This window comes from Embleya sp. NPDC001921 (assembly GCF_053594475.1).
In genome coordinates this window covers 1-17,258 of sequence record NZ_JBSFEO010000055.1, presented here as the reverse complement: position 1 = coordinate 17,258, position 17,258 = coordinate 1, and the positions used below count along the sequence as shown (strand labels likewise).

The 17,258-nt window shown below is 71.7% G+C and carries 17 protein-coding genes; 12 read left to right on the top strand and 5 right to left on the bottom strand.

Features of this window, described 5'->3' with window-relative positions:
• Positions 1-7 precede the first annotated feature (7 nt).
• Entirely contained in the window at positions 8-1,336 is a 1,329-nt protein-coding gene (locus tag ACWCPW_RS42980) for a PP2C family protein-serine/threonine phosphatase (protein ID WP_449767067.1), read from the bottom strand.
• A gap of 118 nt (positions 1,337-1,454) precedes the next feature.
• Positions 1,455-1,919, bottom strand: coding sequence for a MarR family winged helix-turn-helix transcriptional regulator (locus ACWCPW_RS42975; RefSeq protein ID WP_449767066.1), 465 nt, complete (start codon positions 1,917-1,919; stop codon positions 1,455-1,457).
• 61 nt (positions 1,920-1,980) lie between these two features.
• Between ACWCPW_RS42975 and ACWCPW_RS42970 the strand changes: the two genes are divergently transcribed.
• Positions 1,981-2,496, top strand: a complete 516-nt coding sequence (locus ACWCPW_RS42970) for an O-acetyl-ADP-ribose deacetylase (RefSeq protein WP_449767065.1) — start codon at positions 1,981-1,983, stop codon at positions 2,494-2,496.
• A gap of 59 nt (positions 2,497-2,555) precedes the next feature.
• On the opposite strand, the gene ACWCPW_RS42965 is transcribed toward ACWCPW_RS42970, so the two are convergent.
• Together ACWCPW_RS42965 and ACWCPW_RS42960 are read right to left on the bottom strand one after the other, a co-directional pair.
• Positions 2,556-3,887: an NlpC/P60 family protein gene (locus ACWCPW_RS42965; RefSeq protein ID WP_449767064.1), complete on the bottom strand. Its 1,332-nt coding sequence runs from the start codon at positions 3,885-3,887 to the stop codon at positions 2,556-2,558.
• Positions 3,888-4,218: 331 nt separating this feature from the next.
• Positions 4,219-5,103: a class I SAM-dependent methyltransferase gene (locus tag ACWCPW_RS42960; protein ID WP_449767063.1), complete on the bottom strand. Its 885-nt coding sequence runs from the start codon at positions 5,101-5,103 to the stop codon at positions 4,219-4,221.
• A 227-nt stretch (positions 5,104-5,330) separates the two neighbouring features.
• On the opposite strand from ACWCPW_RS42960, the gene mshA reads away from it, so the two are divergent.
• The 5 genes from mshA to ACWCPW_RS42935 all read left to right on the top strand — a co-directional run bounded on the left by mshA (position 5,331) and on the right by ACWCPW_RS42935 (position 10,231).
• Entirely contained in the window at positions 5,331-6,650 is a 1,320-nt protein-coding gene (gene mshA, locus ACWCPW_RS42955; RefSeq protein ID WP_449767062.1) for a D-inositol-3-phosphate glycosyltransferase, read from the top strand.
• Positions 6,651-6,677: 27 nt separating this feature from the next.
• Entirely contained in the window at positions 6,678-7,196 is a 519-nt protein-coding gene (locus ACWCPW_RS42950) for a YbjN domain-containing protein (RefSeq protein WP_449767061.1), read from the top strand.
• Between the two features lie 55 nt (positions 7,197-7,251).
• Positions 7,252-8,010 (top strand): phosphoglyceromutase, encoded by a 759-nt coding sequence (locus ACWCPW_RS42945; protein ID WP_395864349.1) that lies wholly within the window; start codon positions 7,252-7,254, stop codon positions 8,008-8,010.
• A gap of 353 nt (positions 8,011-8,363) precedes the next feature.
• Entirely contained in the window at positions 8,364-9,554 is a 1,191-nt protein-coding gene (locus ACWCPW_RS42940) for a sensor histidine kinase (RefSeq protein ID WP_395864347.1), read from the top strand.
• The gene (locus ACWCPW_RS42935; RefSeq protein WP_020552235.1) at positions 9,551-10,231 is read left to right on the top strand and encodes a response regulator transcription factor; all 681 of its coding nucleotides are present in this window, start codon (positions 9,551-9,553) and stop codon (positions 10,229-10,231) included. The genes ACWCPW_RS42940 and ACWCPW_RS42935 overlap by 4 nt, the downstream gene beginning before the upstream one ends.
• Before the next feature lie 108 nt (positions 10,232-10,339).
• On the opposite strand, the gene ACWCPW_RS42930 is transcribed toward ACWCPW_RS42935, so the two are convergent.
• A complete protein-coding gene (locus ACWCPW_RS42930) occupies positions 10,340-11,032 on the bottom strand; it encodes a hypothetical protein (protein WP_449767060.1) in 693 nt (230 codons plus the stop codon).
• 386 nt (positions 11,033-11,418) lie between these two features.
• Here ACWCPW_RS42930 and ACWCPW_RS42925 point away from each other — a divergent pair, with 386 nt between their 5' ends.
• The 6 genes from ACWCPW_RS42925 to ACWCPW_RS42900 all read left to right on the top strand — a co-directional run bounded on the left by ACWCPW_RS42925 (position 11,419) and on the right by ACWCPW_RS42900 (position 17,208).
• Positions 11,419-11,901 (top strand): CarD family transcriptional regulator, encoded by a 483-nt coding sequence (locus ACWCPW_RS42925; protein WP_020552233.1) that lies wholly within the window; start codon positions 11,419-11,421, stop codon positions 11,899-11,901.
• 93 nt (positions 11,902-11,994) lie between these two features.
• Positions 11,995-12,759, top strand: coding sequence for a 2-C-methyl-D-erythritol 4-phosphate cytidylyltransferase (gene ispD, locus ACWCPW_RS42920; protein WP_449767059.1), 765 nt, complete (start codon positions 11,995-11,997; stop codon positions 12,757-12,759).
• 19 nt (positions 12,760-12,778) lie between these two features.
• Positions 12,779-13,252, top strand: a complete 474-nt coding sequence (gene ispF, locus ACWCPW_RS42915) for a 2-C-methyl-D-erythritol 2,4-cyclodiphosphate synthase (RefSeq protein WP_449767058.1) — start codon at positions 12,779-12,781, stop codon at positions 13,250-13,252.
• Between the two features lie 83 nt (positions 13,253-13,335).
• Positions 13,336-14,745, top strand: a complete 1,410-nt coding sequence (gene cysS, locus ACWCPW_RS42910) for a cysteine--tRNA ligase (RefSeq protein ID WP_449767057.1) — start codon at positions 13,336-13,338, stop codon at positions 14,743-14,745.
• A 142-nt stretch (positions 14,746-14,887) separates the two neighbouring features.
• On the top strand, positions 14,888-15,865 hold the full coding sequence (rlmB, locus tag ACWCPW_RS42905) for a 23S rRNA (guanosine(2251)-2'-O)-methyltransferase RlmB (protein ID WP_395864337.1): 978 nt from the start codon (positions 14,888-14,890) through the stop codon (positions 15,863-15,865).
• Positions 15,866-15,948: 83 nt separating this feature from the next.
• Positions 15,949-17,208 (top strand): TQO small subunit DoxD, encoded by a 1,260-nt coding sequence (locus ACWCPW_RS42900; RefSeq protein WP_449767056.1) that lies wholly within the window; start codon positions 15,949-15,951, stop codon positions 17,206-17,208.
• Positions 17,209-17,258 lie beyond the last annotated feature (50 nt).

Below are 17,258 nucleotides of genomic sequence, written 5' to 3'. Positions count from 1 at the left end.
TCTCGAGTCACGCCTTGTCGTCCTCGCCCGTCGTCTGGCCCGGCAGCACCGGATGTCCCCCCTGCACGCCGTGCAACGGGCGATCGGGGTCGTGCCGCAGCAGCAACACCGCCACGTCGTCGTTGAGACTGCCCCCGTGCAGGTCCTCCACCGCGGCCACGGCGGAATCGATCAGGTCGTACCCCGAGCGCCCGGCCGCGAGGAGCCGCCCGATCAGGGGCAACAGGCCCTCGGTGCCCAGTCGTTCCGGGCCCGGGCCGATCCGGCCCTCGATCAGTCCGTCGGTGTAGAGCAGGAGCGACCAGTCCGTGCCCAGCTCCATCGACTCGTGGCCCCAGCGCCCGTCCGGGAACAGGCCCAGCGCCGGGCCGGTCGCCCCCTCGGACAGCGGCGCGACGCCCTTGGGCGTGAGCAGCAGCGGCGCCGGATGGCCCGCGAGGTAGACCTGGCCGCGTCGACGATCGGGCTCGATGATGGTCATGCACAACGTGGCGAACATCTCGTCCGAGCGTCGCTCGTGTTCGAAGATCCGCTCCAGCGTGGTGAGCAATTCGCCGCCGGTGAGCCCGGCGAAGATCAGCGAGCGCCAGGCGATCCGCAGGTTGACCCCGAGCGCGGCCTCGTCCGGCCCGTGCCCGCAGACGTCGCCGATCATCACATGTACGCGCCCGTCGGCGGTCTGCACCGCGTCGTACAGGTCTCCGCCCAGCAGCGCCCGCTGGCGGCCGGGGCGATAGCGCGCGCGGAAGTCCAACGTCGGGTCGCGCAGGATCGGCGCGGGCAGCAGCCCGCGTTCCAGCCGCGCGTTCTCCTGCGCGCGCAACTCCGACTCCACCAGCCGGCGCTGCGACTCGTCGGCCCGCTTGCGCTCCAGGGCGTAGCGGATGGCCCGGGACAACAACGAGCCGTCGATCTCCTGCTTGACCAGGTAGTCCTGGGCGCCGGCGGCGACCGCGGCCGAACCGCGATGCGCGTCGGACAGGCCGGTGAGCACGATCACCGCGGTCCGCGGCGCGAACAGCAGCAGGCGGTGCAGACCGTTCAGCCCCTCGGCGTCGGGCAGTCCCAGGTCCAGCAGGACGCAGCCGATGTCCTCGCCGAGCTTGACCACGGCCTCGGCCATCGACCGGGCCCAGACGATCTCCATCGGGTCCGGGGAGTCGGCGAGCAACTCCTCCACCAGGAAGGCGTCGCCCGCGTCGTCCTCGATGAGCAGGACGCGCAGCGGGTGCGCGGCGTGGGCGACCGGACCCGATGCCGCGGGGGCGGGCATCGGTACCGAGCGGTAGTCGGTGCGTTCGACCGCTTTGCCGTCGCCGCCGTACGCGGGGCGCACGCCACCACCTCCGGGATTGATGTCGCCGTACGAATCGTTGTCGTTCGGCAATCGAAAAAGGACGATAGCGCGGCGGGGTGTGAGCGGGTAACCGCACGACGCGCGGGTTCGGCCGAAGCTAGGTCCGGTCGGTGGCCCGTTGCGCCGCGTCGCGCAGTACCACGAGGGATCGCACGAGCGAGTCCAACTCGTCCGCCTCCAGATGTATCAAGACCTTGGCCAGGGCCTGTCGTCGAGCCGATCGCAGTTCCTCCACGAACCTGACCCCGTCGGGCGCCAGTCGCAGCACCACCTCCCGGCGGTCGGCCGGGCTCAGCCCGCGCACCAGCAGGCCGGCGTTCTCCAGACGGTCGCACAGGCGGCTCGCCGAGGACGGGATGGCCCGCAACCGGGCGGCCAGCATGTTCAGATTGATGCCGTCGTGACCGGCGATCACGAGCAGGGCCCGCAACTGGGACGGAGACACCCGGCTGCCCAGATCGCCGTGTGCGCGGGTGCGTACCGCGGTCAGCCACTCGCACAGTGCGTCCACACGATCGAGCAGTTCCGCGGGTAGGTCCCCTTCTCCTCGGGCCACGGACATCCGGCCACTGTGCCGGCTGAGGGAGTGGGAGCGCCACGGTCGGGGCCGGCAGGCTGGGCGCATGACACGGACAACGCTCGTTCGCGGCGACATCACCGAACAACACGTGGACGCGATCGTGAACGCGGCGAACTCGTCCCTGATGGGCGGTGGCGGTGTCGACGGGGCCATTCACCGCAAGGGTGGTCCGGAGATCCTGGCCGAGTGCCGGGCGCTGCGCGCGGCAAGGCTCGGCAAGGGCCTGAAGACCGGCGCCGCGGTGGCCACCACCGCGGGGCGCCTGCCGGCGCGGTGGGTCGTGCACACGGTGGGGCCGGTGTACAGCCACACCGACGACCGGTCCGCGTTGCTCGCGTCCTGCTACCGCGAGGCGCTGCGGGTGGCGGACGAGCTCGGCGCGACCTCGGCGGCGTTCCCGGCGATCTCCGCGGGCGCCTACGGCTGGCCGATGGACGACGCGGCGCGGATCGCGGTCGAGACCGTGCACGCGACGCCGTCCGCCCTCGACGAGGTGCGCTTCGTGCTGTTCGAGGCGCGCGCGTACGTCGCGTTCGAGCGGGCGGTCGCCGCGCTGTAGACCCGGACACGGGTGTGGGCCGGACCCCGGGGTCCGGCCCACACGCGTTGTCGAGGTGCTCAGCCGCCGCTCGGGACGGCCGAGGTGCTCCCGGACGGGCTGCCCGACGCGGAGTTGCTCGGCGCGCCGGTCGAGGGCGGCGTCGACGTGGGCGGCTGTGAACTCGGCGGCGTCGTGGGCGGTTCGGTGCTCGGCGGCGGGGTGGTCACCGGCGGGGTGGTCACGGGCGGTGTCGTGACCGGCGGTGTCGTGACCGGGGGTGTCGTCACCGGCGGCGTGATCGGCGGCGCCGTGGGCGTGGTCGGCGGAGCCGGGACGTGCGGGATGGCCGGGGCGTTCACCGTGCCGGCGCCGGCGTCGGGACGCACCACGCCGAGGATCGGCATCGAGCCGGCGTTGGCCACGGTGATCGCGCGGCCCGGTCGGGGCGCGTGCACCATCTTGCCGTTGCCCAGGTACATGGCGATGTGGCTCGCGTCGGAGAAGTAGACGATCAGGTCGCCCGGGCGCATGTCGGCGAGCGGCACGCGCGGCAGCGACGCCCACTGCTCCTGCGAGGTGCGGCGGATCGGCACTCCCGCGAACGCCCACGCCTTCGAGGTCAGACCGGAGCAGTCGTAGCCGTCCGGGCCCACGCCGCCCCAGATGTAGGGCTTGCCGATCTTGTCGATCGCGAACGCGATGGCCAGCGCGGCCTTGGGCGTGGTCTGCTGGTCCGGCTTGCCGATCAGCGTGTTCAGCTGGGCCTGGCCGGCCTCCGCGGACAGCGCCTCCATCCGGGCCAGTTCGCTGAGCTGTTCGGGGGTGAGGCCGGCCAGTATCTTCTCGGCCTCGGCGATCCGGGTCTGGATGTCGGTCCGGCTGCCGGCCGCCTCCTGCTCCAGCCGACGGCTCTCGGCGAGCTGGGTGTCCGCGCTCTTCTGCATCGCGGTGAGCTGGAGTTCGGCCTGCTTGGCCCGGTTGATGGTGTCCAACTGCGTCTGCGAGATGTGCTCGTACGCCGGCGCGTCGCGCAGGAAGCCCTGCGGGTCCGAGGTCAGCATCAGGGTGAGCAGTGGGTCCAGGCCGCGGGTGGTGTACTGCAACCGGGCCAGCCGGCCGAGGTCGTCGCGGGCCTTCTCGACGTTCTGCCGGGCCCACACCACGCCCGCGTTCACGTCGTTGACCTTGACCTGGGTGCGGGCCAGTTGTTCGGTGGTGGCGTTGAACCGCTCGGTGGCCTGCTCGGCCTGGCGGTACAGCTCCTGCACCCGGGCCTGCGCGGCGAGCAGATCCTGCACCGACGTGATCGCGGTGGTACCGGCCGGCGGCACGGGCGGTATGCCCGGGTCCGCCCACGCGTTGCCGCCGAACAGGGCCGCGCACAACAGCGCCGCGCCGCAGGTGGTCACAGCCCGGGTTCGCAGACCTTTTCGGCCCCCGAGTTTCACCATGCTTTCGCCCTTTCGGAACTCGAATGCTCTCCTGCGACGTGCGTGTCGATGCCGGCCGGCGACGTCGATTCGAAACGGAACCGGTGCTTCCGGGACGGCAGTTCCCAAAGGCCGGCTCAGCGTCGGATCCTTACATGTTCCGGCGACGATGGGCAGAGGAGAATTCACGATCGTCCACTTATCGGAACGGGCGAATATATCCATTTGCGGACGACACGCCGGGTCCGGCCACGGTCAAGTGAACGTGGTGTGTTCAAGATTTCATGTGCTGTTCCGGATCGGACACGAGTCACCGAATTCCGTCGGTCCGGCCGGCCGACGCGGCCGACCCGCGCGGGGCCACCGCCGACCACGCCACGGTCAGCTCGCCCTGCCGCCGGCGCGCCGGCCGGTCGCACACCGGCCAGTCCCGGGCCAGCGTCGCGGTCGCCGCCAGCCAGCGCTGCCGGGCGCCGAACGCGGCCAGCGGCGCGTGCAGGTCCCAGGCCCGGTCGAACGCGGTCAGGAAGGTGTGCACCGGTTCGCCCGGCACGTTGCGGTGGATCAGCGCCTTGGGTAGTCGCTCGGCCAGTTCGGACGGACGCTCGAGGCCGGCCAACCGGGTGGCGAAGGTGACCGTGCGCGGCCGCGCGTCGGCCCCGATGCCCAGCCACACCGCGCGCCGGCCCAACTCGTCGCACGTGCCCTCCACGAGCACCCCGTCCGGGGCCAGGCGGGCGCACATCCGGGCCCAGGCCGCGGGCACCGCGTCCTCGTCGTACTGCCGGAGCACGTTGAACGCCCGGATCGCGGTCGCCGAGCGGCCCGCCGGCAGCGGCACCTCGAAGCCGCCCCGGGCGAAGGTCAGCGCGTCCTCGGCGTAGGGGAGCGCCGCGGCCACCCGCTCCGGATCGATCTCGAACCCGACCACCGCGACGTCGGGACGGACCGTGCGCAACCGCCGGAACAGCTCGACGGTGGTCACCGGCGACGCGCCGTAGCCGACGTCGACCACCAGCGGATCGGCCGCGCCGCGCAGCAGCCGCGCGTGTACGTCGGTCAGCCACCGGTCCACCCGGCGCAACCGGTTCGCGTTGGTGGTTCCCCGGGTGATCACCCCACTGGGCCGCGACCGGGCCGCGGCCCTCGTCCCCGCTCCCGGGGCGCCGAACCCCGAGTTGCCGCGCGTGCCCATGCTCGCAGCGTAAGGGAACGCCTCCACACGCCCCCGCGAGCGGTCCGGATCACACTCCGCCGGGGAATCCCCTCCCACCACGATGGGTTAGCTCTTGAGTTGGGCCGCGAGCGACGGACGGGCGGTCCACGATCGGTAGTAGCTCTGTACAACTAGTAGCTCTGTGTACACGTGGTAGCTCTGTACACCGGACAACATGACACGGGGCCGGCCTGGGAGGTCAACGAGTGAGCCACCACGTCCAGCGCGCGATCACATTGGGAGCGCGCCGGGGGGCACCTCGTCGAATCGCGACGCTGAGCGTTCACACCTCCCCGCTGCACCAACCCGGCACCGGCGACGCCGGTGGCATGAACGTCTACATCGTCGAACTCAGCAAGCGGCTGGCCGCGCTCGGCATCGAGGTGGAGATATTCACCCGGGCCACCGGCCGGGACCTGCCGCCGGTGGTCGAGATGGCCCCGGGAGTCCTGGTGCGACACGTCACCGCCGGGCCGTACGAGGGCCTGTCCAAGGAGGACCTGCCGGCCCAGTTGTGCGCGTTCACCTCGGGGGTGCTGCGCACCGAGGCGATGCGCGACCCGGGGCACTACGACCTCGTGCACTCGCACTACTGGCTCTCCGGCCAGGTCGGCTGGCTGGCCAAGGAGCGCTGGGGCGTGCCGCTGGTGCACACCATGCACACGATGGCCAAGGTCAAGAACGCCTCGCTGGCCGGTGGCGACGCGCCCGAACCCCGGGCCCGGGTGATCGGCGAGTCCCAGGTGGTCGAGGCCGCCGATCGGCTGGTCGCCAACACGGTCGAGGAAGCCGACCAGTTGATCGACCTCTACGACGCGAACCCCGACCAGGTCGCGGTGGTCAACCCCGGCGTGGACCTGGAGACCTTCCGCCCGGGCGACATGGCCGACGCGCGCCGTCGGCTGGGCGTGCCGGCGGACGCCACGGTGATCCTGTTCGCGGGTCGGATCCAGCCGCTGAAGGCCCCCGACGTGTTGTTGTACGCGATCGCCCACCTGCTGCAGGCCGATCCGAGCCTGCGCGACTCGCTCGTGGTCGCGGTGGTCGGCGGGCCCAGCGGCAACGGCCTGGCGGCGCCCGAGCACCTGCACAAGCTGGCCGCGACGCTGGGCATCCACGACGTGGTCCGGTTCCAGCGGCCGGTCCGCCAGGACGTGCTGGCCGACTGGTATCGCGCGGCCACCGTCGCGGTGGTGCCCTCCTACAACGAGTCCTTCGGCCTGGTGGCCATCGAGGCCCAGGCCTGCGGGACCCCGGTGGTCGCGGCGGCGGTGGGCGGCCTGCCGACCGCGGTGCGCGACGGCGTCTCCGGCACCCTGGTCCGGGGCCACAATCCGGTGGACTACGGCCTGGCCCTGCGCGACCTGATCCGCGCGCCCGGGCTGCGCGAGGACTACTCCGAGGGCGCGGTGCGGCACGCGGCGGCGTTCGGCTGGTCCTCGGCGGCGGCGTCGATGGCCGAGGTCTACGCCGACACGCTGGCCCGCAGCGCGGCCCCGCGTGGCCGGGTCGTGGGCGGGCAGTAGCGTCGAGACGTTCGCACACGGAAACGAATGGAGTGGCCCGTGGCAGCCCAACAGGATCGGGCCGCGGAGACCGTCCGCGCGGCCCTGAAGGACGCCGGCGTCGAGTGGGAGCAGTCCGCGACGAACACGTTCGTCGCGGTCCTGCCGGGCACGCGCAAGCTCAAGACGGCGGTCGCGCTCACGGTCAACGCGCACACCCTGGCGGTGAGCGCGTTCGTGATCCGGCACGCGGACGAGAACCACGCGGCCTTCTACCGCTGGCTGCTCGAGCGCAACGTGCGGATGTACGGCGTGGCCTTCGCCGTGGACAAACTGGGCGACGTCTATCTGAACGGCCGGCTGCCGATCGCGGCGGTCACCACCGACGAGGTCGACCGCATCCTGGGCGTCGTGCTCCAGGCCGCCGACGAGAGCTTCAACACGCTTTTGGAGATCGGCTTCGCCACCTCGATCCGCCGCGAATGGGACTGGCGCGTCGAACGCGGCGAATCCCTGAAGAACCTGGAGGCCTTCACCCGCTTCGCGGCTCCGGAGAACCGCGGATAGGGCCCGGGAAAAGCCCGTGCCCGGGCGCCCGATCGCCTCGATTAGGCTCCTGCCCATGGCTGATGCTCTCTACAAACTGATCCTTCTGCGACACGGCGAAAGCAAGTGGAACGAAGCCGGACTTTTCACCGGCTGGGTCGACGTCGACCTGACCGACAAGGGTGAGAAGGAGGCCGCGCGCGGCGGGCAGCTGCTGCTCGACGCGGGTGTGCTGCCGGACGTCCTGCACACCTCGCTCCAGCGCCGCGCGATCCGCACCGCGCAGCTCGCGCTGGATGTGGCCGACCTGAACTGGCTGCCCGTCCGGCGCTCGTGGCGCCTGAACGAGCGGCACTACGGCGCCCTCCAGGGCAAGGACAAGAAGCAGACCCTGGAGGAGTTCGGCGAGGAGCAGTTCATGCTCTGGCGCCGTTCCTACGACACCCCGCCGCCGCCGCTCGCGGACGACGACGAGTACTCGCAGTTCGCCGACCGTCGGTACGCGTCGCTGCCGGTGGAGATCCGCCCGCGCACCGAGTGCCTCAAGGACGTCGTCGAGCGCATGCTCCCGTACTGGTACGACGCGATCGTGCCGGACCTGCTCGGCGGCGACACCGTGCTGGTCGCCGCGCACGGCAACTCGCTGCGCGCGCTGGTCAAGCACCTGGACGGCATCTCGGACGCGGACATCGCGGGCCTGAACATCCCCACCGGCATCCCGCTGCTGTACGAGCTGGACGCGAACCTGCGCCCGATCACGCCGGGTGGGCGCTACCTCGACCCGGAGGCCGCCGCGGCCGCGATCGAGGCGGTCAAGAACCAGGGCCGCAAGTGATCACGAACATCGGGTGAACCATCGGTCGGCTCCGCGCGAGGCGCCCCCCTGTCACGGAAGGGGTGGGGCGCCCCGCACGGGCCGGGCTCGGCGGCCCGAGTGCCGGCTCAGCGGCCGCAGCCGCCCCCGCAATTGCACGCGGAACCGGACTTACAGCCACAGCCGCAACTGGACGGGCAGTTGCAGCCCGGCGCGGGGGCCTGAGGTTGGGGTGGGGTCTGCGGGTCGGGCATGACGACCTCCGAACGATCACCGGTGACAGGCGTGGCGCACGGATGAACGACACATGAAGATCTGCACGAGGGACCCTCTGGACGGTTTCACCCGTTCGGAGCAGCTCTACCCTGGAACATGTGGACGTGAACGTTGCTGCTGCCGCTTTGGCCGCCGTATCCGGATTGGCCGTGGGTGTGGCCGGCACCTTGGCTTTCCGCTGGAGTGAGCGAGCCCAGGGCAGGGGCACGGCCGCGGCGCCCGCCGTGGCCCCGTCGCTGCCGCCCGGAGTGGCCACGGTGCTGTCCGTGCTGCGCTCCTCGGCGGTGGTCCTGGACGAGTTCGACACCGTCGTGAAGGCCAGCTCGGCGGCCTACAAGTTCGGCCTGGTCCGCGGCGACCAGTTGGTGCCCGAGGACCTGCTCGCGATGGCGAGGGAGACCAGACGCGACGGCGAGATAAGGCAGCGGGACCTGCTGCTGGCCCGCGCCGACGGCGAGGCGCACGAGTTCGAGGTGTCCGCCCGGGTCGCGCCGCTGGGCTCCCGGTTGGTGCTGCTGCTGGTCGAGGACCGTACCGAGGCCCGCCGGGTGGACGCGGTGCGCCGCGACTTCGTGGCCAACGTGAGCCACGAGCTCAAGACCCCGGTCGGCGCGCTGTCGCTGCTGGCCGAGGCGGTGATGGACGCCAGCGACGACCCCGAGGCGATCATCCGCTTCGCGGGTCGCATGCAGATCGAGTCGGCCCGGCTGACCAACCTGGTGCAGGAGCTGATCGACCTGTCCCGGGTGCAGAACGACCACCCGCTGCACCACGTCGGCCCGGTGCCGCTGGACGAACTGGTGGCCGAGGCCGCCGACCGTTGCCGGCAGGCCGCCGAGTCGAAGCAGATCACCCTGGAGATCGGCGGCGACCGTGACCTGATCGTGCCCGGGGACCACAATCAACTGGTGATGGCGCTGGGCAACCTCGTCGAGAACGCGGTCAACTACTCTCCCGCGAGGACGAGGGTCGACATCGAGGTCAGAGCCGAGGCACGGATGGCTGTCATCACCGTTTCCGACCAGGGGCTGGGCATCCCCCAGCGCGACCTGGATCGAATTTTCGAGCGGTTCTACCGCGTCGATCCGGCCCGTTCGCGGGCCACCGGCGGTACCGGCTTGGGCCTGTCGATCGTCAAGCACATCGCGGCGGGCCACGGGGGAGAGGTAACCGTGCGCAGCCTGGAGGGTGTGGGATCCACCTTCACCCTGGTGCTGCCCTTCAAGTCCAGTACCTCTCAATCGATGTCGATGACATCGTCGACCCCATCCATGGAGGCTTCACGATGACCCGTGTGCTCGTCGTCGAAGATGAAGAGTCCTTCAGCGACGCGCTGTCGTACATGCTTCGCAAGGAAGGCTTCGAGGTGGCCGTCGCCGCCACCGGACCCGAGGCCCTGGAGCTGTTCGACCAGGGCGGTGCCGACCTGGTGCTGCTCGACCTGATGCTGCCCGGGCTGCCCGGCACGGAGGTGTTCCGCGGGCTCAGGGCCAAGTCCAACGTGCCGGTCATCATGGTGACGGCCAAGGACAGCGAGGTGGACAAGGTCGTCGGGCTGGAGATCGGCGCCGACGACTACGTCACGAAGCCGTACTCCACGCGCGAGCTGATCGCCCGGATCCGCGCGGTGCTGCGGCGCCAGGGCGGTGAGCCCACCGACGAGCCCCGGGCGATCGAGGCCGGGCCGGTGCGGCTGGACGTCGAGGCGCACCGGGTCACCGTGGAGGGCCGGCGGATCGACCTCCCGCTCAAGGAGTTCGACCTGCTCGAGGTGCTGCTGCGCAACGCGGGCCGGGTGCTGACCCGGATGCAGCTCATCGACCGGGTGTGGGGGGTCGGCTACGTCGGCGACACCAAGACGCTCGACGTGCACGTGAAGCGGCTGCGCGCCAAGATCGAGCCGGACCCGGGCGCCCCGCGCTACCTGGTCACCGTGCGCGGCCTCGGCTACAAGTTCGAGCCCTGATCGGCCCGGGGCGCCGGCAACCGCCCCCAGGTACGACGACGGCGCCCGCGCCGCCCACCGGAACTCCGGGGGCGGCGCGGGCGCCGTCGTAGGTGCGGGCGAGCGCGGTCAGCCGCCGGCCGGGGCCGACGAGCTGTTGCGCGGCGTCGAGTTGGCCGCGTTGGTGGTGGTCGCCGCACCGGTCGCGCCCGTCGCGGGCGGCGAGGTGTTGCCCGCGGAGTTGGTGGGTGCCGCGGTGGTGGGCGGCGCGGCCGGCGGGGCCGGCGGCGGCGGGGTGAACGCCGGGGTCGGCTTGAGCTGTGCGAAGTAGCCGGACGGCCCGTGCACCGAGACGTCCAGCGAGGTCTCGCCGGCGGTGCCGAACGCGAAGGTCACCCTGCGCCACGAACCGGCCTCCACCTTCGCCGCGTTCGGGAAGACCAGCGGGCCGAGGTAGGTCTTGCCCTGCGGGCTGTCCGGGGCCATTCCCTGCGGCCGGTCGACCAGGTACAGCGAGCCGCCCGCCGGGATGGTCAGCGGGCCGCCCAGGGCCTGGCCGGCGCCGTCGACCGTCACCTTGGTGATGGTCTCGGGCGCGGTGCCCTCGTTGAACAACGCGCCACCGAGCGCGACCAGGTTCTTGCCCGGGTCGCTCGTCACCAACTGCACGTTCTGGATCTTGAGCGAGCCGAACGCCGTGTTGGCCGTATCGGGCTTGATCTTGTTGGTCTCGGCGTCGTTGCCACTGGCGCAGCCCGCGGCCAGGGGAAGGACGACGGCGACGGTGGCGGCGAGGGCGCCGCGTCGAAGGCTGCGGCTCACGGCGGCGGCATCTCCTTGAAGATCTTGGATCGAGGACCGGTCAGGACGACCGGGGACAGCGTACTCAGCCCGGGCGGACGACTTGTACGCGGCTCACCGCGCCGACGGCCGGCTCCGGCCCGGTCGGAGCGGCGCAATGATGTCGAACACGGGGCCGACATGGGTGGGGCCCGTGTGACATATGGGTCGCGCGAGAGCGTGCGGCTCGCCACCTGGAGGAGCTGTTTGTCCTATTTGCTTGAGTCCTGCGGGTGTGGGGTTCCCTGTCCCAGCACGGCCGGAGGTCGGTTGTCAAGCCCCGACTAAGGCCCTGACCTGCGGAAACGTCATTCAGTAGGGGCGTGTCCCGTGTTACCCTAGAAAGCCACGGAAGGGGTACCTGTCACATGACGTTCAAGGTTGGCGACACCGTGGTCTACCCCCATCACGGGGCCGCGCTGATCGAGGCGATCGAGCAGCGCACGATCAAGGGTGTGGACAAGACCTATCTGGTGTTGAAGGTCGCCCAGGGTGATTTGACCGTCCGCGTGCCTGCGGACAACGCGGAATTCGTCGGTGTCCGGGACGTGGTGGGCCAGGAAGGGCTCGACCGCGTCTTCGAGGTACTGCGCGCTCCGCACACCGAAGAACCGACGAACTGGTCACGACGTTACAAGGCGAACTTGGAAAAGCTCGCCTCCGGTGACGTTATCAAGGTCGCGGAGGTCGTGCGCGATCTATGGCGCCGCGAGCGTGACCGCGGCCTGTCGGCAGGCGAGAAGCGCATGCTGGCAAAGGCTCGGCAGATCTTGGTGAGCGAGTTGGCGCTCGCCGAGAACACGAACGAGGACAAGGCCGAGGCCATCCTCGACGAGGTTCTGGCTTCCTGAGCCGTAGGATCCGCCCGTCGATGACGGACGAATCCGCCGGTGCGGTGTCGGCGCGATCCCGCGTCGGCGCCCGGGTGGTTTGAGGGGACTTCGTTGAACGCTGCGGTCCTTGTGCCCGCTGCAGGGCGTGGTGAACGGCTCGGTCCCGGTGCGCCCAAGGCGTTGCGTGAGCTTGGGGACATCCCGATGCTGGTGCACGCCGTCCGGTCGCTGTTGGCCGCCCGCGGGGTAACCGCGGTCGTGGTCGCCGCACCGCCGGACGGTGTCGCCGGTGTCCGGGAGCTTTTGCGTGCGCATTTGCCGGCGGAATCACCCCTACGGGTGGTCGCGGGCGGTGCGACACGCCAGGAATCGGTGCGGCTCGCGCTCGACGCGGTCCCCGCCGATCACGACGTCGTGCTCGTGCACGACGCCGCGCGTCCGTTCGTGCCGGCCGAGGTGGTGGAGGCGGTGATCGCCGCCGTCGCCGCCGGGGCCGACGCGGTGGTGCCCGCGTTGCCCGTGGTGGACACGGTCAAGGAGGTCGCCTCGATCGACGGCGCCGAGACCGTGGTGCGCACGGTCGACCGATCATCCCTGCGCGCCGTACAGACCCCCCAGGGCTTTCGGCGGGCCGTTCTGGCGCGCGCGCACGCCGAGGCCGGGGGTTTCGGCGGGGAGGGCGCGACCGACGACGCGGGCATGGTCGAGCGCCTCGGCGGAGCGGTCGTGGTGGTGCCCGGTTCCGAAGAGGCGTTCAAGGTGACCCGACCGTTCGACCTGCTGCTCGCCGGCGCGCTGTTGGCGCGGCGCGCGGAAGCGGCGGCCGGCGGGGCGGCGATCGGCGCGAAGAGTACGGAGATCGACGTTGTCCGGTGAGCACGCCTCTCGTGTCGTTGTGCCCCGCACCGGGATCGGGGTGGACGTGCACGCCTTCGAGGAGGGCCGCGAGTTGTGGGTGGCCGGCCTGCACTGGCCCGGGGAGACCGGGCTGGCCGGGCACTCGGATGCCGACGTGGCCGCACACGCCGCGTGCGACGCGTTGTTCTCGGCGGCCGGAATCGGCGATCTGGGCGCGCACTTCGGCACATCCCGACCGCAGTGGTCGGGGGCGTCCGGGGTGACGCTGCTGGCCGAGGCGGCGCGCCTGGTGCGGGCGGCCGGCTTCGAGATCGGCAATGTCGCGGTGCAGGTGATCGGGATCCGGCCGAAGGTGGGCCGGCGCCGGGTCGAGGCCGAGGCCGCGCTGTCGGCCGCGGTCGGCGCGCCGGTGTCGGTGTCCGGGACCACCACCGACGGACTCGGGCTGACCGGGCGGGCCGAGGGGGTGGCCGCGATCGCCACCGCGCTCGTGGTCGCGACCTCGAGCTGATCCTCGGCACGGCGAGGTGATCGTCGCGAACAGGCAAATAACAGGGGAACGCCGGGCCGTCCCGACGCTCTAAGCTTGCGCGTGTGAGCATGCGCCTGTACGACACCAGCACCCGCACGGTCCGGGACTTCGTGCCGCTTGTCGAGGGACAGGTCTCGATCTACTTGTGTGGTGCCACCGTGCAGGCGCCGCCGCACATCGGGCACATCCGATCGGGGCTGAACTTCGACGTGCTGCGCCGGTGGTTCGCCCACCGCGGCAACGACGTCGTGTTCTGCCGCAACGTCACCGACATCGACGACAAGATCATCGCGAAGTCCTGCACGGAGGACATTCCGTACTGGCAGGTGGCGCAGACCAACGAGCGCGCCTTCGCGGACGCGTACACCGCGCTCGGCTGCCTGCCCTCGACGGTGGAGCCCCGGGCGACCGGGCACATCCCCGAGATGATCGCGATGATGGACCGGCTGATCGCGACCGGGCACGCCTACCCGTCCGGCGGCGACGTCTACTTCGACGTGTCCTCGTTCCCCGCGTACGGCGCGCTGTCCGGTCAGAAGCCGGACGCGATGCGCGAGGCGGAGGACGCGGGCGCGGGTGCGGCGGGCAAGCGGGATCGGCGCGACTTCGCGCTGTGGAAGTCGGCCAAGCCGGGCGAGCCCTCGTGGGAGACCCCGTGGGGCAACGGCCGTCCGGGCTGGCATCTGGAGTGCTCCGCGATGGCGCACAAGTACCTGGGGCCGGCGTTCGACATCCACGGCGGCGGGCTCGATCTGGTCTTCCCGCACCACGAGAACGAGATCGCCCAGTCCAAGGCGGCGGGCGACGCGTTCGCCAACTACTGGATGCACAACGCCTGGGTCACCCTCAGCGGTGAGAAGATGAGCAAGTCGCTGGGCAACTCCGTGCTCGTTTCGGAGATGCTCAAGCGCTGGTCGCCACTCGTCCTGCGGTACTACCTGGCCACCCCGCACTACCGGTCGATGATCGAGTACAGCGTGGAGGCCCTGCGCGAGGCCGAGGTCTCGTTCGGGCGGATAGAGGGATTCCTCGAGCGCGCGGGCGAGCAGACCGGGGCGATCGAACCGGCGGCGGACGTGCCGGCGGTGTTCGCCGCGGCGATGGACGACGACCTGGGCGTGCCGCAGGCGATGGCGGTCGTGCACAACACCGTGCGCGACGGCAACACCGCGCTGGCGGCGGGCGACAAGGACGCCGTCGTGCGGCACGCGGCGGACATCCGGGCGATGCTGGGCGTGCTCGGCATGGACCCGCTGTCGGAGCAGTGGACGGCGGGCACCTCCGCCGGTCGCTCCGACGAACTGCGCGGGGTGGTCGACCACCTGGTCAAACTCGCGCTCCAGCAGCGCGAGGCGGCGCGGGCCCGCAAGGACTACGCCGCGGCGGACGCGGTCCGGGACAGCCTCACGGCGGCCGGGATCGTGGTGGAGGACACGCCCAACGGGCCCCGGTGGACACTGCACCGGGACTGACGGTGATCGGGCCCACCCGGGCCCGATGAAGACGTGCCGTACGGCCGGATCGCCACGAGGTGGCGGGCCGGCCGTACGGTTGTACAAGCATGTGAGCTGCCATCGCAGCGGATGATGAAGCAATCGAAGGGATGTACCCGTCATGGCCGGCAACACGGAGCGCCGTAACAAGCGCAACGAGGGAAGCAAGAAGGGGCCCTCGGTCGGTACTGGTGGGCACAGCCGCCGGGCGCTCAAGGGCAAGGGGCCGACGCCGCCCGCGGAGATGCGCAAGGGGCACGCCAAGCAGCGCGCCGCGAACGCCGCCGCCAAGCGCAAGGCCGCGGCCCCGGCCGCCCGACGCGCCGCCGGTGGTCGTCCCGGGCGCGGCGGCAAGAGCTCGAACGAGCTGGTCGCGGGCCGCAACTCGGTGCTCGAGGTGCTGCGCGCCGACGCGCCGGCCACGTCGTTGTTCATCGCGCAGTACATCGACAGCGACGACCGGGTGCGTGAGGCGATGAAGATCGCGAACGTGCGCGGCATCCCGCTGATGGAGATCCCGCGTCCCGAGCTGGACCGGATGACCGACGGCGCGATCCACCAGGGCCTGGTGCTCCAGATGCCGCCGTACGAGTACGCGCACCCGGACGACCTCGTGGTCGAGGCGCACGACCGCGGCGAGACGCCGATCATCGTCGCGCTCGACAGCGTCACCGACCCGCGCAACCTCGGCGCGGTGATCCGTTCCGCGGCGGCCTTCGGCGGCCACGGCGTGGTCGTGCCGGAGCGGCGCGCGGCCGGGATGACCGCGGGCGCCTGGAAGTCCTCGGCGGGCGCGGCCACGCGGGTGCCGGTGGCCCGGGCGGCCAACCTCACCCGTGCGCTGGAGGCGTACAAGAAGGCGGGTCTGACCGTGGTCGGCCTCGCCGCCGACGGCGACATCTCGCTGGAGGAACTGGCCGCGGCGACCGACCCGATCGTGGTGGTCGTCGGTTCCGAGGGCAAGGGCCTGGGCCGACTGGTCCAGGAGACCTGCGACATCACCGTGCGGATCCCGATGGCGGGCGGCAACGAGTCGCTGAACGCCGGCGTCGCGGCGAGCATCGTGCTTTACGAGGTGGCCAGGCGCCGCGCAGTGTAACGCCGCGCGGGCGGCCGTGGGGCCCGCATCGGGTAATACGCGAAGGGCCGCATCCTCCGGTGCCCTCGCGCGGTTATTGATGCGTGGACACCAGATCTGAAGGCAGCTTCGGCGGTGCTGTCGGGCTGTTGCCCTCGCCCTCGGCAGTGCGCGACCCCGGCGATCCGGCGGCGGTCGCCACCCCCACGAAGACCCTGCGGGTGGTGATCGGCGGCCCTCGGGTCGGCGGCAAGCCCGTGCCCGGAGCCCGTGGACCGGCGGACGACGCCACCACGCGGCTGCCGGTGATCCGGGACGAGGCACCGCGGCGACGGGTGCCGCCGGCGCGTCGCGATCTCGCGGCCGGGCGCGAGCGGGACGGCACCTCGCCCCCGGCTCCCGCGCACGCGCGCCGGGCCACGCTCCAGGGCGGCACGGTGTTGTTGCCGCTGCGGCTGTTCCTGGGCGGGGCGTTCCTGGTCGAGGGGCTGCGCAAGCTCTACGCGCCGGGCTTCCTGGATCCGAGCTCGACCGATTCGTTCGGGCACCGGATCGGGGTGCTGCGCGAGGGCAGCCTGTCGCCGTCGGTGATGGACCTGGCCGCCGAGCACGCGATCGGGGCGGGCCTGCTGTTCGCGTTCGGGCAGGTGGTGGTCGGTTTCGCGGTCATGCTGGGGTTGTGGACCCGGCTCGCGGGCCTGCTCGGGATGTTGCTCTCGCTGGGCGTACTGATCGCGGTGGGTACCGGCTCCTCGCCCTACCACGCGCCCTACGTGGTCTTCCTGGCCGCGTTCAGCCCGCTGGCCCTGGCGGGCGCGCCGATGTACTCGGCGGACGCGTGGTTGTCGCTGCGCACCTGGCGCGGCCCGATCATCACTCCCGTGCGGGCTCGGCGGCGCAAGCTCGGCTACGGCTCGATGCTCGCGTTCGCGGGGGTCGGCGCGACGCTGCTCGCGGGCTCGTTGCTGGGCGGCGGCCACCGGCACCTCGACGAGTCGGACACCGGCCGGGTCGGCGACCCGGGGCCCGCCGCGACCGTTCCCGTGGTCCCGGCGGCCGGGCAGCAGGGCGGCACGGTGGCCGGCCAGCCCCGCCCGCCGATGGCCGAACCCTCCGCCGCGGCGACGGGACCGGGCCGCCCGAGCACCCAGCCGCAGGCCACACCGCGCGCGGCGAACACGCCCGCCCCGAGCGCCGTTCCCAGGACCGGCACGGGCGCGGCCAAGTCGTCCCCGGCGGACACCGCCGAGAAGAAGTCGACGCCGCCCTCCGCGCCGGCCGCCGGCTCGACCACCGGTTCCTCCGGCAGCGCGCCCAAGGCCGGTGCCACCGCGAGCAAGCCGCTGGGCGGCCTGTTCGGCTGACCGACCCGACCCACGACGTGCCGCGGGCCCGCACACGGTGTGTGCGGGCC

Coding starts and splice junctions, on each gene's coding strand:
- rlmB (WP_395864337.1), top strand. CDS start 14,888: ATGGCCGGCAACACGGAGCGCCGTAACAAGCGCAACGAGGGAAGCAAG.
- ACWCPW_RS42970 (WP_449767065.1), top strand. CDS start 1,981: ATGACACGGACAACGCTCGTTCGCGGCGACATCACCGAACAACACGTG.
- ACWCPW_RS42975 (WP_449767066.1), bottom strand. CDS start 1,919: ATGTCCGTGGCCCGAGGAGAAGGGGACCTACCCGCGGAACTGCTCGAT.
- ACWCPW_RS42935 (WP_020552235.1), top strand. CDS start 9,551: ATGACCCGTGTGCTCGTCGTCGAAGATGAAGAGTCCTTCAGCGACGCG.
- ACWCPW_RS42925 (WP_020552233.1), top strand. CDS start 11,419: ATGACGTTCAAGGTTGGCGACACCGTGGTCTACCCCCATCACGGGGCC.
- ACWCPW_RS42945 (WP_395864349.1), top strand. CDS start 7,252: ATGGCTGATGCTCTCTACAAACTGATCCTTCTGCGACACGGCGAAAGC.
- ACWCPW_RS42960 (WP_449767063.1), bottom strand. CDS start 5,103: ATGGGCACGCGCGGCAACTCGGGGTTCGGCGCCCCGGGAGCGGGGACG.
- ACWCPW_RS42950 (WP_449767061.1), top strand. CDS start 6,678: ATGGAGTGGCCCGTGGCAGCCCAACAGGATCGGGCCGCGGAGACCGTC.